Origin of the sequence: Solihabitans fulvus (genome assembly GCF_008386585.1) — a bacterium.
GTDB lineage: Bacteria > Actinomycetota > Actinomycetes > Mycobacteriales > Pseudonocardiaceae > Solihabitans > Solihabitans fulvus.
In genome coordinates, this window is the sequence record NZ_VUOB01000373.1 from 1 (window position 1) to 428 (window position 428).

The following is a 428-nucleotide window of genomic DNA, read 5'->3' on the forward strand; positions in this document are numbered from 1 at the left end:
GTTCGATTGATTATTTTGCAACTTATGAGACGAGACGGCGGCGATAATATATAAGATTTACAATATTTTATACAACAGAGGAAGTCGCAAGGCACAGGGCGCGGACAACCGTGTTCTCTTTTCTCTGTAGACGTCGGTGCTCTCTAAATACATATTTTTAATAGGATTTATAATTACAACGCGCAATCACTCATAATACAATGTTGAGTCTGGACATGTTATGTTTTAGCAGGGCGGCTTAGAAACCGTGCACCTTGAGTTGTTCAGGCTTCACTAAGCCGGATTTGGTGAGCCACTGGCAAATATTCTCTCGCTGGTCGCCCTGAAGCTGCAGCACCTCGCCGTACTCCGGGTGCTCCACGACCGTACCGTTGCACGCGAACTCCTTCTTGCATGCCCGCACGATCTTCTTCAGGTCATATTCCGAG

Annotated in this window: 1 protein-coding gene; it reads right to left on the bottom strand. The window is 46.7% G+C overall.

The window, feature by feature from the left end:
* Positions 1 to 238 precede the first annotated feature (238 nt).
* Positions 239 to 428 (bottom strand): SUI1 family translation initiation factor (locus F0L68_RS46090; protein ID WP_223199670.1); only part of this gene is annotated, 190 nt, incomplete at its 5' end.